Origin of the sequence: Pseudomonas sp. NPDC090755 (genome assembly GCF_044769005.1) — a bacterium.
Classification (GTDB): domain Bacteria; phylum Pseudomonadota; class Gammaproteobacteria; order Pseudomonadales; family Pseudomonadaceae; genus Aquipseudomonas.
Genome location: NZ_JBIVXC010000015.1, coordinates 61381 through 75375 on the forward strand (window position 1 = coordinate 61381; position 13995 = coordinate 75375).

12 protein-coding genes are annotated in these 13995 nt (G+C 60.7%); 9 read left to right on the forward strand and 3 right to left on the reverse strand.

Annotated features, from left to right (window positions below; all coding sequences use genetic code 11):
* Positions 1-28: 28 nt before the first annotated feature.
* On the reverse strand, positions 29-601 hold the full coding sequence (locus ACIQUS_RS20155) for a GNAT family N-acetyltransferase (protein ID WP_403050369.1): 573 nt from the start codon (positions 599-601) through the stop codon (positions 29-31).
* A gap of 301 nt (positions 602-902) precedes the next feature.
* Here ACIQUS_RS20155 and ACIQUS_RS20160 point away from each other — a divergent pair, with 301 nt between their 5' ends.
* From ACIQUS_RS20160 to ACIQUS_RS20180, 5 genes are all read left to right on the forward strand, one after another.
* Positions 903-2354 carry an aldehyde dehydrogenase family protein gene (locus ACIQUS_RS20160; protein WP_403050372.1) on the forward strand — a complete coding sequence of 484 codons (1452 nt, stop codon included), beginning with the start codon at positions 903-905 and terminating at the stop codon, positions 2352-2354.
* A 10-nt stretch (positions 2355-2364) separates the two neighbouring features.
* Positions 2365-3549 (forward strand): iron-containing alcohol dehydrogenase, encoded by a 1185-nt coding sequence (locus ACIQUS_RS20165; RefSeq protein ID WP_403050374.1) that lies wholly within the window; start codon positions 2365-2367, stop codon positions 3547-3549.
* 64 nt (positions 3550-3613) lie between these two features.
* Positions 3614-5059, forward strand: coding sequence for a purine-cytosine permease family protein (locus ACIQUS_RS20170; RefSeq protein WP_403050377.1), 1446 nt, complete (start codon positions 3614-3616; stop codon positions 5057-5059).
* 220 nt (positions 5060-5279) lie between these two features.
* Positions 5280-5927 carry a transcriptional regulator BetI gene (betI, locus tag ACIQUS_RS20175; protein ID WP_403050380.1) on the forward strand — a complete coding sequence of 216 codons (648 nt, stop codon included), beginning with the start codon at positions 5280-5282 and terminating at the stop codon, positions 5925-5927.
* A gap of 76 nt (positions 5928-6003) precedes the next feature.
* Positions 6004-6426: a hypothetical protein gene (locus ACIQUS_RS20180; protein WP_403050383.1), complete on the forward strand. Its 423-nt coding sequence runs from the start codon at positions 6004-6006 to the stop codon at positions 6424-6426.
* Between the two features lie 4 nt (positions 6427-6430).
* Here ACIQUS_RS20180 and ACIQUS_RS20185 read toward each other — a convergent pair whose 3' ends face one another.
* Together ACIQUS_RS20185 and ACIQUS_RS20190 are read right to left on the reverse strand one after the other, a co-directional pair.
* Positions 6431-7399 (reverse strand): endonuclease, encoded by a 969-nt coding sequence (locus tag ACIQUS_RS20185; protein ID WP_403050386.1) that lies wholly within the window; start codon positions 7397-7399, stop codon positions 6431-6433.
* Between the two features lie 173 nt (positions 7400-7572).
* Positions 7573-8439 carry a patatin-like phospholipase family protein gene (locus ACIQUS_RS20190; protein WP_403050389.1) on the reverse strand — a complete coding sequence of 289 codons (867 nt, stop codon included), beginning with the start codon at positions 8437-8439 and terminating at the stop codon, positions 7573-7575.
* A 280-nt stretch (positions 8440-8719) separates the two neighbouring features.
* Here ACIQUS_RS20190 and ACIQUS_RS20195 point away from each other — a divergent pair, with 280 nt between their 5' ends.
* The 4 genes from ACIQUS_RS20195 to ACIQUS_RS20210 all read left to right on the forward strand — a co-directional run bounded on the left by ACIQUS_RS20195 (position 8720) and on the right by ACIQUS_RS20210 (position 13988).
* Positions 8720-9754: a L,D-transpeptidase gene (locus ACIQUS_RS20195; RefSeq protein WP_403050392.1), complete on the forward strand. Its 1035-nt coding sequence runs from the start codon at positions 8720-8722 to the stop codon at positions 9752-9754.
* 118 nt (positions 9755-9872) lie between these two features.
* A complete protein-coding gene (locus ACIQUS_RS20200) occupies positions 9873-10592 on the forward strand; it encodes a murein L,D-transpeptidase catalytic domain family protein (protein ID WP_403050395.1) in 720 nt (239 codons plus the stop codon).
* Between the two features lie 147 nt (positions 10593-10739).
* Positions 10740-12596 carry a DUF1302 domain-containing protein gene (locus tag ACIQUS_RS20205; protein WP_403050398.1) on the forward strand — a complete coding sequence of 619 codons (1857 nt, stop codon included), beginning with the start codon at positions 10740-10742 and terminating at the stop codon, positions 12594-12596.
* Positions 12597-12620: 24 nt separating this feature from the next.
* Positions 12621-13988, forward strand: coding sequence for a DUF1329 domain-containing protein (locus tag ACIQUS_RS20210; RefSeq protein WP_403050401.1), 1368 nt, complete (start codon positions 12621-12623; stop codon positions 13986-13988).
* The last annotated feature ends 7 nt before the right edge of the window (positions 13989-13995 follow it).

Sequence of the window (13995 nt, forward strand, 5' to 3'; positions counted from 1 at the left end):
GGGACAGCCTACCCCCGCGCAACGCCCGTCAAGCCAATGAAAGGCGGTGGATCACCTGGCAGGCATCGTCGGGACCACGGCTGGTCGAGAAGCCGAAGTCACGCGCCAGGTCGTGCATCGCCGCGTTCGCCGCGACGTCGATCGAAAACATTGTCTTGAATCCGTTGGCCCGGGCCTTGTCGATCAGGTGGCCGAGCAACAGTGCCCCCAGGCCGCGGTCCTTCCACTGATCATCGACCGTCACCGCGCATTCGCATTCATCCGCTTGCGCGCAGGCTGCATAGCGGCTGATACCGACCTCCTGCAGTTCGCCATTGACGTGGGCCAGCGCCACATAGGCCATGCGCTGCGGTTGGTCGACGGTCATCAACTGATCGAGCATCGCCTCGCCTGGCTCCTTGATCTGGCACAGGAAGCGAAAATGCCGTGACTGCGGTGAAAGACGCATGATGAAGGCTTTTTCCCGTTCGCGATCCTCGGCACGCAAAGGCCGGATCAGTACGTGCCCGCCGTCCGTCAGCGGTTCTATCCAGTGCTCGCCGTGTTCGGCCGCAAACGCGAGGGAAGAGGGTGCTTGTGCATTGGGTTGAACAGATGCCATGGGAGTTACTCCGAAGAGAGAAAGGTTCGTACCGCACCCTTTCTGTCTACACCTGTGGGATTTGCGTGGGTTGATACAGGTCAAGCCCAAGGTGTGATGCTGATGAACGGTCAGGTCGTCGCCTGCCGAAAATGCCTGCCAATACGGGTGTTCGTACTGAAAATATATTCAATAAATGCCTATCGCATTATTGAAGATATTTTCAGTATCGCCTAGGATTGCCGCCAGCCTGACAAGAACAAAACGAGGTGAAGCGGTGACTGTGTTGAAAGACAGGGCCTATTGGCTCGAGAAAGCTCAAATGCTGCAGATTGAGGGGCGGGCGTTTATCGATGGCATCTATGTCGATGCCCGTAGCGCTGCGACCTTCAGTGCATTCAGCCCCATCGACGGCGCGTTGCTGGCGCCCGTGGCCTTGTGCGCCGGGGACGATGTGGACCTGGCCGTGGCCGCTGCCCGTCGCAGCTTCGAGGCCGGTGTCTGGTCCGGTCTGGCGGCCCGCGAGCGCAAGGCGGTGTTGTTGAAGTGGGCGGCGTTGCTGGAAGCGCACACGGATGAACTAGCCTTGCTGGAGTCCCTGGACAGCGGGAAGCCGATCGCCGATACCCTGGGTGGTGATCTACCTGGCACGATCTACTGCCTGCGCTGGTTCGCTGAACTGATCGACAAGGTGCACGGCGAAGTGCCAGCGACCGACCCAGCGTTCTTTGGCACCGTCACCCATCAAGCCTTGGGCGTGGTAGCGGCGGTGGTGCCCTGGAACTATCCGTTGCTGATGGCCGCCTGGAAGTTCGCTCCGGCCTTGGCGGCCGGCAACAGCGTCGTTCTCAAACCGTCGGAAAAAACGCCACTCAGTGCCTTGCGCGTTGCCGCCCTGGCGATGGAGGCGGGCCTGCCTGCGGGTGTGTTCAACGTGGTCAGCGGTGATGGCGCCGTCGGCCGTTGCTTGAGCCTGCACGGCGATGTCGACTGCATCGCTTTCACCGGTTCAGGCAAGGTCGGGCGGGAAATCGCCCAGAATGCTGCTACCTCCAACCTCAAGCGTGTGTGGCTGGAGCTGGGGGGCAAATCAGCAAACATCGTCATGGCCGATTGCCCGGATCTCGCTCAAGCCGCCCGCTCGGCCGCCGCGGCGATTTTCGCCAACATGGGCCAGGTCTGCAGCGCCGGCTCGCGCCTGCTGGTCCAGCGCACGATCGCCGAGCCGTTGATCCGCGAGTTGCTCGCAGCCGCCGACGACTATAAGCCCGGACACCCACTGGACCCCGCCAGCGTCACGGGCGCCATCGTTGATACCGTGCAGTTGGAGCGGGTCTGTCACTACATCGAGATCGGCAAGCAGGAGGCCCAATTGCTCAAGGGCGGCCAGCCGCTGCCGCAGCTCGGCTCCGGTGCTTACCTGGAACCGACGATTTTTCTCGCCGAGGACGCATCGGCACGCATCGCCAACGAAGAAATTTTCGGCCCAGTGCTGGTGGTCATCCCGTTCGACACCCTCGAACACGCCATCGCTATCGCCAACCAGACCGAATTCGGCCTGGCGGCAGCCGTGTGGTCGACCGACCTCAAGACCATTCGTACCGCCACCCGCCAGCTCAAGGCCGGCACGGTCTGGGTCAATTGTTATGACGAACTGGTGGACATGAACTTCCCGTTCGGCGGCTTCAAGGAGTCCGGCAATGGCCGGGACAACTCGGCCCATGCCTTGAGCAAGTACACCGAGTTGAAATCGACCATCATGCGTTGCAGTTAAGGTGAGCCCCGTGGAAAACACACTTTCAGCACTGAACCCGCAAAAATGGACCGTGCCGGTCCCCATGGAATACGGCCCGGGCGTGCGCAACCAACTGGCCCGGTTGTGCCGCGAATTCAACATTTCCCGGCCAATCATCATCACTGACCAGGGCTCGTTGAACCTGCCCTTCGTCGGCGAAATACAGCGCGATCTGACCCAGGCAGGCCTGGCTTGCGGCTTGTACGGCGGCATCGAGCCCAACCCGACCGACCTGTCGGTCATGGCCGGTGCGGCGGCATACCAGGCCTGGGAAGCCGACGGCATCATTGCCCTGGGCGGTGGCAGCGGCCTGGACGCAGGCAAGGCGGTGGCCCTGATCGCCCGGCAGCAGCGCAGCGAGCTGTGGGCGTTCGATTTCGACAAACCGGTACCGACGGGCTTCGGCGCCGCGGACTTCCCCCCGGTCATCACCCTCCCGACCACCGCCGGTACCGGTGCCGAAACTGAGAGCACTGCGATGCTCACCGACACCGGTCGCGGTATCAAGGGCTGCGTCTGGCATCCCCATGCCCGACCGGCGGCAGTGATCCTCGACCCTGAGCTGACGCAAAGCCTGCCTGCCAACCTGACCGCCTGGACCGGTTGCGATGCGATCATTCATGCCCTGGAAGCCTACTTCGTGCCGAGCTTCAACCCGCTCAGCGACGGCGCCGCGTTGCAGGCCCTGACGTTGCTCTGGCACTCGATCGACACCGCGGTGCAGCGTGGCCAGGACCTGGAAGCGCGAGGCAAGATGCTTATCGGCTCGTGCCTGGCCGGGGTGGCTTTTCTCAAGGGCCTGGGCCTGGTACATGCGCTGAGCCACATGGTGGGCGCCACCTACAACACTCACCACGGCCTGACCAACGCGATCATTCTGCCGGTGGTGTTGCGCTTCAACCAGGCCCAGATCACGCCGCGGCTCAAACCGGTGGCGCAAGCACTCGACCTGCCGGACGCAAGCTTCGAGACCTTCTACAGCGCCGTGTGCGCCATGCTCGATCGCCTGCAGATCCCCAAGTCCCTGTCGACGCTGGGTGTCAGACACGCCGATATCGGTGCGGTGGCGCGCAAGGCCATGGGCGACCCTGCACGCCTGACCAATCCGCGTGATAGCACCCTCGAACAACTCGAGGGCTTGCTGCAGCAGGCGATCGATCGCGCCCGCGACTGATGGCTTGATCCCGTTCCAACCACCTAGCCGTGCAACCAAACCAATAACAAAAGGTGCAACTGCCATGTCTGCCCCACGCCAAGCGGCGTCCAAGGGACGCCTGAACCTGGAAACACGCTCCATCGATTACGTCCCGCTCGCCGAACGTCACGGCAAGGCCTGGCACTTGTGGCCCATCTGGTTTTGCGGGGAAGCGCACCTGACCACCCTGGCGGTCGGCATCATCGGCGTCGGCATGGGCGCCAACCTGTTCTGGTCGGCAGTGGCGATCGTCCTCGGCTGCGCCTTCGGCACGCTGTTCATGGCCGGCCACTCGACCCAGGGCCCGCAGATGGGCCTGCCGCAGCTGATCCAGTCGCGCCCGCAGTTCGGCTACCTGGGGGCGTTGCTGGTCTATGTGGTGGCGATTGCCACCTATGTCGGCTACAACGCCTTCAACCAGTTGCTGGTCGGGCAGACGCTGCACGAACTGTTCGATGTCCCGGAAAACGGTTCGGCGATTGCCTTCTCGTTGCTGGCGATCATCATGGCCATTGCCGGTTACAACACTTTCCACAAGGTGCAACGGCTGCTGGCCTTCGTGTTGATTGCGGTGATGCTGGTGTTCACCGTCGGGTTGTTCTTCTTCGTCCAGTTGCCGGCCGAGCAACTGAGCGTTTCCGGCTTCAAGGCCACGCCGTTCCTGGCGCAGTTCTTTGTCGCCGCCGCCTATCAGCTGAGCTGGGCGATCTACGTCTCGGACTATTCACGCTACCTGCCGGCCAATGTCAGCGTGCGTTCGTCGTTCTGGTGGACCTACCTGGGCGCCATGATCGGCGGGGTGTGGATGATGCTGATCGGCGCCCTGGCCGCGGCATTGAGCCCGGGGCAGAACCTGGCCAAAGGGCTGGTGATGCTGGGCAACTCGCTGTTCAGCGGTTTTGGTGAGATGCTGCTGATCCTGGCCGTACTGAGCCTTGTGACCAGTGCCGCGCAGAACTTCTACGGCGCGTCGATCACGCTGCTGAGCATTGCCGATACCGTGAAGAGCCAGACCTCCACCTTGCTCAAGCGCATTGTCTCGATGGTACTGGTAGGGAGCACCGCGATTGCCATCGCCATGACGGCCTCCGATAACTTCGTCAAGGAATTCGGTGATTTCCTCGCGATCCTGCTTTACCTGTTCACGCCGTGGACGGCCATCAACCTGGTGGACTTCTATAAAGTGCGTCATGGCAAGTTCTCGATTACCGAGATCTTCAAGCCCAACGGCATCTACGGTCGCTGGAACTGGCGGGGGATCGGTGCCTACGTGGCCGGCTTCGTCGCCATGCTGCCGTTCTCCAGCACCGGCTTGTATACCGGTTACGTCACCACCTTGCTCGATGGCGCCGACATCAGCATGCTGGTTGGCCTGGTGGTTTCGGCGATTGTCTACGGGTGGCTGTGCCGCTCCCAGGACATCGAGGCCGAACTGTCGCGCATAGGCGATCTGGACAAGGACCTGGAAAGCGGCCTCCAAGCCAATTGACCCAGGTCTGAAAGGGCTCGCCGCCTGCAATGGGCGGCGAGTTTCAAGCTGTTGTTCCACACGCCTGCAACCGCCACGCCGTTGGCATCTCCCTCGCGCTTATTTCCTGTCACTTATCCGCTCAAAAGTTGCTAAATTAACGCCGCGTTTCACGTATCGTTCCACAGAGGCCGCTGCCCGGAGAGTCGTTTTATGCCCCGCACTACACAGGTTTTGATGGATGAGCAGTGAGCCTGAAGTGGTCGAACTGAAAAAGCGTCGCACGCGCATCGATCCCCAGACGCGCCGCAAAGCCATTATCGAGGCCACGATGCAATGCATCACCCGCTATGGCCACAGCGGTAGCACCCTGGAGCGCATCTGTGCGCAAGCCGGGGTGTCCATCGGGCTGATCGGTCATCACTTTTCCAGCAAGGAAGAGCTGATGTTGTCGACCTACCAGGAGTTGACCGACCAGCTGCGCGAAGAAACCCGCAAATACCTGGAAATCCAGGGCGGCTCGCCCGAGGATCGCCTGATGGCGATCATTCGCTCATCGTTCCGTGGGCAGATATTCAATGAGTTCATCCTCACCACCTGGCTGGGTTTCTGGGGGGCGGCGGTGTCGTCGCAGGAACTGCGGGCGCTGAACAAAAAGCTCTATGCCGACTATCGCAAGGAGCTGGAGGCCGTATTCAAGGACATCGGCAAGGCAAACGGCACGCAGATAGACGCCAAGAGCGCCGCGTTGACCATCACCGCGCTCATTGACGGATTCTGGCTGGAATGGGCGCTCGACCATAAGGCGTTCAGCGCGAAAAAGGCCGAGAAGTGCTGCATCGCCACGGCGCAGATGTTTGTGAAGAGCGCTGTGCCTTTGCACGTGTAGGGAGGGAAGGGGATAGCCATCGCCCGCTGACGCTGTCGGCGCTATGCTGAATCTATAATCCCTTGGGTCATTGATCATGCGCACGATGATGCTGTTGCTCGCAGCCAGTGTTGTTGCCGGTTGCCAGGCCCCGATGCCCGCCGCCAACCCCCAGATGGCCTGGGTCGATTTCGCAACGCCATTCCCCAACGACCGGTTGCTGATGGCCGAGCGCCTGGATAAACAGCGCCTGAGCGACGGGCGCTTTTTCCAGGTGACCCCGGGCAGCCATGAGCTGATGGTGCGCTTCGACTACGAAGTCGCCGGTGGTGGCGACATGGGCATGATGGGCGGCCCCACCGTGCGTGTCTGCTACCTGACCCTCAAGTACGATCATTTCATGGCTGGCCAGCGCTATGTGCTCGAGGGTCGCTCGATGGCCATGACCCCGGAGGCCCGGTTGTACAACACCAGGCGCGAGATCGTCGCTGAACTCAGCGATTTTTATTGCCTTACCTGAGGCGTTACTTGCAATTCCCAGCCTTTCGATAACCCGCCGCCTGAGCTTCAGATTCCGACGCGAAAGCGACCTGGTTTTTTGCCGAAACCTGCGCATAGCCAGGGCAGCCACTGGGAAGATGATAGACGTGGCTCTTCTGGTTCCCGACGATCACACCTGTGGCCGTGGATGCACTGGCCAGGGTGGGCGTTGGAGCGGGTTGTGGGGTTCGCACAGGAACAGCGCTCACAATGCCGTCACCCGCGGGTTTGTAGCCGCTCGTCCAGCTGCGCTGGCCGGTAACGAACGGGTTGGAGTGCCCCATGATGGCGGAGATGCGGCGATCGCGTTCCTTCTCCCAGGCCGTCACCGGATGCTGCTTGTCCCAGGCCATGAGCAACTGTTGCTGCTGGCGCGACATGTTCAGCTTGTACCGGTCGAACATGTAAAAGGTCGTCCTCGCTACAAGGCCTTTTACTTCGTCGCGAGGTTCTGCTGCGCGCTGTTGGAAATCAACCTTGGTAGTGCACTGGCCGTATTGAGGGGCAACGCCTGAAACCATGCCATAGTTGAAATTGCTGCGGTCGCCGTTCACCTCGCCGACAGAGGGGTAGAGATTGAACAGGTCGGCTTCCATTGCACGGAACACCGGATCGGTATCCACACACTGTTCCCGGCCGCCGCTCTGCCAGCATTGACGCTGGTGACCGAAAGTCCAGGCCGGAACGATGTGTTCCCACTCGGTTCGCTCGGCACGGGTTTGCTGCTGGCGGGTTTCATATCCGCATGACTTGGCATCGATCCGGCCGCCGGATTTACCGACCCAAGTCCACTTGCAACCGCAGTACAGCTCTCCCATGGGGCTGTTTGCCTGGTCGAGGTAGATCTTCTGCTTGGCGATGACCTTGGCTTCAGTGAACGTTGCAGGAGGGCTTGAGAAGGCAGGGGAAACAGTAGTAAGGAATAACGTTACGACGTACAGCAGCTTCTTCATGTGAAAGCATCATCGGTATTTACAGGGAGCGGGAGTATACGTGGATGGAGAACTTTAGTGGGCGTGGACAGGGATGTCAGAATTAGCAGTTTCCAAACTTTAAACACGCCGCTCATGCGCGTGACAGGGAACTTCTGATGAACGTCTCGCTGTGTCCAACGGGTTGCAGGCACTCAATGCTCATGGGCATGTGAATGGACCGTCAGGGCACCTGGAACCTTGGTGCGCTCAAGCCCGCCACGGGCCAGCCACTTGAGGGTCTGCTCATAAGCGCGCTGCAACAAGGATTCGGTCTGGGCAAAGTTGAACACCGACACATCCACGGGACACAAAGGTGGGACGATGTGCAGGCTGGTGAGGGTGCGGAAGTGTTCGATGTCGCTCACCAACTGTCGCATGCTCATCAGGTTGACAGTATGCAGGGCCAAGGCAATCAAGCCGCGGGGCGGTTGTGTCAGCGCGCAGCTCATGCCTGTGGGGACCACCACGACCTTGGTGGCGCCCAGGGCTACGGCCGTTGAAATAGGTGTGTTGCTTGCCACACCACCGTCAATCAGGAACTGATCGGCAATCTGTACGCAGGGGAACACCAACGGGATGGCGGCGCTGGCCAGTAACGCCTGCGCGAGTTCACCACGGGACAACACGGTCTCGGCACCGCTGAGCAGGTCGGTGGCAACGATGTGCAGCGGCAGCACCGCATCCTCAATGCGGTGAATGGGCAGGGCTTTTCCCAGCAGCCGGTCCAAGGCGGCCGGCTGCAACAGAAAACCCCGCCGTTTGATCAGACCTCTACAGGTATCGAGCCAGGACAGGGGAAAGATGTCGGTTTTACGCAGGCCTCGCCAGAACCCGGCAAGTGCCTCGACCCCTTCGACATCAGGTCTTGTGGCGAAGTAGGCACCGTTGATGGCGCCCACCGAAGCCCCCACCACCAGGTCGAATCGAATATCGGCCTCGACCAGGGCCCGCAACATGCCGACCTGAACCGCGCCCAGGCTGCCGCCACCAGCGAAGACGATTGCGGTTTTGCTCGCCATGGTCGAGGTCCCTGTACGGAATGTACCGAACCAGTTTAGCTGACGGATCGGCGTTACCTTGGGGTGTAGCCGCTGCCGTCAGGCTGCGATCGACCGCGAAGCGGTCGCCAAACCTGCCCCTGCGTATCATCAGGCACACCGGGGTGACTGGATTGCGACTGCTGCGCAGTCGATCGCAGCCTGGCGGCAGCGGCTACTGTGGGCGCGCGCCAACTTTCGCATGGCCGCGCCAGGCACTTGCAGCTAAGCTGGCGACAGGGCTCTCTCAAGGATGGATTCGATGATGCATGTACCGCTCGCTCTGGGTCTGTTACTGGCCGCTGCCTTGGTCGAAGCGGCCCCGCTGCAGGTGCCCACCCCGGCCGAACTCAGGGCCCAGCTCGACAGTCTCAAGCCTGGCCAGTTTCTCTGGTACCCGCAGGTCTCGCCGGTGGGACCGGTGACCGTGGTGGTCAGCCTCACCGAGCAACGTGCTTACGTCTATCGCAATGGCATCGCCATCGGCGTCAGCACCGTGAGCAGCGGCAAGGCAGGGCGGGAAACCCCCACCGGGGTATTCAGCATTCTGCAGAAAAAGGTCGAGCATAAATCCAGCCTCTACAACAGTGCGCCGATGCCCTACATGGAGCGCCTGACGTGGGACGGCATCGCCCTGCATGCTGGCCATCTACCGGGCTACCCCGCCTCACATGGTTGCGTGCGCCTGCCGCTGGCATTCGCCAAGAAGCTGTATGAGATCACCGGTTTCAGTTCTACCACCGTGATCGTTTCCGATACCCACAGTGCACCGGTGGAGGTTTACCACCCCGGTGTGCTCGCGCCTACGGTCAACGAGGGCAAGGCCCAAGGCCCGCTGGTGTTGAACAACCAACAGTTCTGGAACGATCCAGACCCGACAGCGGGGCCGTTGTCGATCCTGATCAGTCGCGCCGACCTGCGTGCCTACGTGTTTCGTGGCGGCCAGTTGATCGGCTCGGCGCCTGCATTGTCGCTTGAAAGCAGCCGGCATCGCAGTGGCATGGCGGTGTATTCCCTGTTGCAAAAGCCATCCGCCTTGGCATCCGACGCCGCGCAGCCATTGCGTTGGTCGGTGGTGGGGCTGAGCAACCCGGAGTACGGGAATACACCCTATGAACAATTGGGCCACTTGAACATGAGTCCGGAATTCCGCCGTCATTTACGCTCGGCAATGGACATCGGCACGATGCTGGTGATCACCGACTGGGCGTCAACTCGGGATACCCGCAGCAATGGAACATTCACGGTGGTCAGCACCGAAGACAGTGAAGAACTTAAACCATTGGTCAAGAAATGATCGGCAACCCTGTAAAAATCAAGCAAAATAGCGCCCTTTGACTTCAAACCGACCGTCCGGAGTAACGCCGTACGGCCGATCTGCTTTCGATTGCAGACAGGTTTTAACAGGATCATCCATGTCGATGTTCGAACCATTGCGGGGAGCCATCCGGCTCTCAGTGGCCACTGTTGGCCTGTTTTTCCTGGGCGCCTGGCACACCGCCCACGCCCAAACGCTGCCCAGTGCCGCCGAACTGCAGCAATTGGCGCCGAGCGCCAGCCTGTCGACCCTGGCCCTGGCACTCACCGCCTATGCGTGCGCCAGTGACAGCGACGCAGACAAGTTGCTCACGGTTATCGATTACTCCAAGGCATCGCGTGACAAACGTCTGTGGGTGTTCGACTTGCGCGCCAGGAAACTGTTGTTCGAGGAGTGGGTTGCCCATGGCAAGAACAGCGGCGCCGATGTACCGACGACGTTTTCAAACACCCCGAACAGCTACCAATCCTCCATCGGCCTGTATGAGACAGGTCAGACCTACAGCGGCAAGCACGGCCGCTCGCTGCGCCTGCAGGGGCTGGAGCCGGGGTTCAACGACAACAGCATGTCGCGGGCGATTGTCATGCATGCCGCCGCGTATGCCGATCCCAAAGTCGTTGCCGGTCTCGGTCGCCTGGGTCGCAGTCAGGGATGTCCTGCCGTTCGACCGGCCATTGCCGGCAAGCTGATCGATACGCTGCAACGCGGAAGCCTGGTGTTCGCCTATTACCCGCAGCAAGACTGGCTGAACAAATCGCGCTTTCTTAACGCGCAGAGCTGCTCGCTGGCTCATCAAACGCTCGCCAGCAAGCGATAGGCACCGCTTGTAGTGGTCAACTAACTCCGCAGCGGGCACCCATTACCCGCACGGGTAGGTCGCAAAACTACCCCTTCAGGCAATATTGCTTGCCGGTTTACCTGCTTAGCATGGGCTTTCCATCTGATCCAACTCCTGGAAAGCCGCATGCAAACAATAATAAAGCGCGCAAACCTGCAACCCACCTTGTTGGCGACCGCAATCGCTTTGGTATGGGGAACTCAGGCGCAAGCCGTGAGCTTCACGCTCGGGGAAATCGAGGGCACCTTCGATTCGTCACTGTCCATCGGTGCAAGTTGGGCGACTCAAGACCCCGATTCAGACTTCATCTCCAACTTCAACGTGATGGGCGAGGAGGGCCACGCCGCCTCCCGTACCGCCGATGACGGACGCTTGAACTTCAAGAAACATGAAAGCTTCTCGAAGATCTTCAAAGGCATCCACGACCTGTCGCTCAAGTATGAAGACTCTGGGGTGTTTGTCCGTGGCAAGTACTGGTATGACTTTGAGCTCAAGGACGGCGATCAGCACTTCTACGACATCGATGACCACGGGCGTGACCGCTCTGCCAAGGCCTCGGGTGCGGAGTTTCTCGATGCCTTTGTCTATCACAACTATCAGATCGGCGATTTGCCCGGCAACGTGCGCCTGGGCAAGCAAGTGGTCAGTTGGGGTGAAAGCACGTTCATCCAGAACTCGATCAACGCCATCAACCCGATCGACGTTGCCGCGTTGCGCCGCCCGGGCGCCGAGGTCAAGGAAGGGCTGATTCCGGTCAATATGTTCTACCTGTCACAGGGCCTGACCGAGAACCTGACCGCTGAAATGTTCTACCAGCTGGAGTGGGACAAGACGGTAACCGATAACTGCGGCACCTTCTTTGGTGCTGACCCGGTGGCCAAGGGCTGCAATGACCGTCTGGTGATTACCGGACCCGACTTTGCCCCTGGTGTGGCTAGCAACAGCCTGAGTATTCAAGACATTGCCCGGGGCCTGGATAACGCCTACATCCCCCGTGGCAAGGATCACGAGCCCGGTGACAGTGGCCAGTTCGGCCTGGCCTTGCGCTGGTTCCTGCCGGAGTTGAACGACACGGAAGTTGCGGCCTATGCGATGAACTACCACAGCCGCAGCCCGTATTTGAGCTTTACCCGCACCACCGTGGCGGGCGCGCCTACCACCGCCAATACGCCGGCCCGCGTGCGTACCGCCAGCTACTTTGTCGACTATCCCGAGGATATCCGCCTCTATGGCCTGAGCTTCCAGACCAACGTCGCTGGCGTAGCGCTTGGCGGGGAAGTCAGCTTCCGTCCGAACATGCCGCTGCAGATCAACACGGCCGATCTGAACCTGGCCGCAGTGAACCAGTTTGGTCTGATCAATGGCGTGCCGGGCGCGGTATCGCCAGTGTTTGTCGACGGCTTTGCCACCAACGCCCCAGGCGCTGCGATTCCAGGTTACAAGCGCATGCCGGTGACCCAGGTACAGGTGACGGCGACCAAGTTTTTCGACCAGGTACTGGCAGCAAGCCGCCTGACGCTGGTGGGCGAGGTGGGCTACAACCGCGTCTCGGGCTTGAGCACCGATACCGGCGACGTGCGTTTCGGTCGAAGCCCGACCTACGGACCGGGCGCGCTGGTCGACAACGGCGCGGTATGTACCGGTACCGCCGCCGGAACACCAACGGCCAGTAACCCGCAGCAGGAATGCAACAACAAGGGCTTTTACACCAGCGACTCCTGGGGCTACCGCGTGCGCGGCAAGCTGGACTATCCCAACGTGATTGCCGGCATCAACCTTTCGCCCAGCGTTGCCTGGTCGCATGACGTCAATGGCACCGGGGTCAGCTTCGAAGAAGGCGCCAAGGCGGTCAGCCTGGGGCTGGATGCCGACTACCAGAACACCTACACCGCAAGCCTCAGTTACACCAACTACTTTGGCGGCGACTTCAACACGCTGGTGGACCGTGACTTCATGTCGCTCAGTTTTGGCGTGAACTTCTAAACCTGATTCCGTGGAGATCTGAAGATGAAACCCATCACTTTTTTTCAGGGTGCAGCGCTGACCCTTACCTTGTTGGCCACAGGTGTAATGGCTGCGGTTTCACCCCAGGAGGCGGACAAGCTTGGCACGACGCTGACGCCACTTGGCGCGCAGAAGGAAGGCAACAGCGACGGCAGCATTCCGGCCTGGACCGGCGGGCTCAAGCCGGGGGCGGCGAAAGTCGAGAGGGGCTTTCTGGGCGATCCGTTCGCCGATGAGAAGCCGCTGTTCGTGATCACTGCGCAGAATGCCCAACAGTACAAAGACAAGCTGACCGACGGGCAGCTGGCGATGTTCAAGCGTTACCCCGACAGCTACCGGATTCCGGTATTCCCAAGTCATCGTACGGCGGCAAACCCACAGGAAGTCTATGATGCGGCGAAGAAAAGCGCATTGAATGCACAGTCCCTGGCAGGGGGTAACTACATCGGCAACCTTGGCGCTTCACGCTTCTATGCGTTTCCATTGCCTGCAAACGGCGTTGAGGTGCTGTGGAACCACATGACGCGCTACCGCGGCAAGAACTTCCGCCGCCTGACCGCTCAAGCGACGCCGCAAGCCAATGGATCTTTCACTGCGGTTGAGTTGAGCGATGAAGTTGGCTACCCGCAGTACATGAAAGACGCCGATGGGAAAAAGGCCGAGAACGTGATGTTCTACTACAAGCAGGAAGTCACTGCGCCTTCGCGCCTGGCCGGTGGCGTGACGTTGGTCCACGAAACCATCGACCAGGTCACCGAACCGCGCATGGCGTGGGTCTACAACGCTGGCCAGCGCCGGGTCCGCCGTGCGCCCCAGGTTGCCTATGACGGCCCGGGAACCGCCGCCGACGGCCTGCGCACCGCTGACAACGCCGATATGTTCAACGGCGCCCCGGACCGGTATGACTGGACGTTGGTTGGCAAGAAGGAGATGTACATCCCCTACAACAACTATCGCCTCGCTTCGCCGCAGCTCAAGTACAAGGACATGCTCAAGGCCGGGCACATCAACCCTGACTACACGCGCTACGAGCTGCACCGGGTATGGGAAGTGGTCGCCACCCTCAAGCCAGGCGAGCGCAATATCTACGCCAAGCGCCATATGTACTTCGATGAAGACACCTGGCAGCTGGTGGAGATCGATCACTACGATGGTCGTGGTCAGCTGTGGCGTGTTGCCGAGGGCTTTGCCATGGCCGACTACGAGCAGAGCCTTGGCAACTACGCTGCCATGGTGATCAACGATCTGGTCGCCGGTCGCTACTTGGTCATGGGACTGTCCAATGAGGCGCCGCATGGCACCGAGTATGGCACCAACCCGACCATGGCCGACTTTACCCCGGGTGCCTTGCGCAACGCCGGCATTCGCTGAGACCAGT